This window comes from Halobellus sp. Atlit-38R (assembly GCF_003665925.1).
In the GTDB taxonomy this organism is placed as follows: Archaea; Halobacteriota; Halobacteria; order Halobacteriales; family Haloferacaceae; genus Haloquadratum; species Haloquadratum inordinatus.
Genome location: NZ_QXIJ01000377.1, coordinates 1 through 443 on the forward strand (window position 1 = coordinate 1; position 443 = coordinate 443).

General features: G+C 72.2%; 1 protein-coding gene and 1 pseudogene. One reads left to right on the top strand and one right to left on the bottom strand.

Translation table 11 applies throughout. From position 1 onward, the window contains the following. Positions 1-164 (top strand): annotated as a pseudogene (locus D3D02_RS19925) (type 1 glutamine amidotransferase domain-containing protein); the annotation flags it as partial. Positions 165-179: 15 nt separating this feature from the next. Here the strand turns inward: D3D02_RS19925 and D3D02_RS19930 are convergent. After that, positions 180-443, bottom strand: a 264-nt coding sequence (locus D3D02_RS19930) for a transcriptional regulator (protein ID WP_121571401.1), incomplete at its 5' end; no start/stop codon positions are given.

The window sequence follows — 443 nt, forward strand, 5'->3', positions numbered from 1 at the left end:
GGAAGCTCCCGTACTGGGTCGAAGACGAGGTCGTCCTCGCCGGCGCCGACTGGGACGCCGAACTCGACGCCGACACGAGCGTCACGGTCGACGGCGACCTGATCACCGCGCGCGGCCCGGGCTCCTCGGCCGACGCGGCGACGACGCTGCTGGACGAGCTGTAAGCCGCGCGAGCCTCCCTACCGGATCACGAACGCCGGCTCCTCGATCCGCTCGCTTTTACACTCGGGACACCGCGACGGCTCGTTGACCGGGTCGTCGAAGCCGTCGAACCCGCACTCGCGGCAGGTCGGCGGCGCGACGAGGAACTCCTCGTCCGCGTCGCCGCCGCCGGCGTTCCCCTCTCGGACCGACCGCGAGACGTGGTCGAGGTGTTCGTACACGGTCGGCGTCGGCAGCGACAGCGTCTCGGCGAGGTCGCTCGCGGTCCGCGGTGCCTCGCG